A 221-nucleotide genomic window follows, 5' to 3' on the forward strand; every position below is an offset into this window, starting at 1 on the left:
GGGCCAGCGCCTCCAACACGCTGTCGGAGGCGCCGGACAGGTTGCCGCGCTCGAGGCGCGTGTAGTAGTCGACGCTCACGCCCGCGAGCATCGCGACCTCCTCGCGGCGGAGTCCCGACACCCGCCGGTTGCCGCCGTACGCGGGCAGTCCGGCCTGCTCGGGGGTGATCCGTGCGCGGCGGGAGGTGAGGAACTCCCGCACGTCGTCGCTGTTCGACGGC

Annotated in this window: 1 protein-coding gene; it reads right to left on the bottom strand. The window is 73.8% G+C overall.

The genetic code is table 11. The features are described 5' to 3' along the window. A partial coding sequence (locus GST15_RS12775; RefSeq protein ID WP_233263192.1) for a helix-turn-helix domain-containing protein occupies positions 1–221 on the bottom strand: 221 nt, incomplete at both ends.

Origin of the sequence: Cognatiluteimonas profundi (assembly GCF_009792795.1) — a bacterium.
Taxonomy (GTDB): domain Bacteria; phylum Pseudomonadota; class Gammaproteobacteria; order Xanthomonadales; family Xanthomonadaceae; genus Cognatiluteimonas; species Cognatiluteimonas profundi.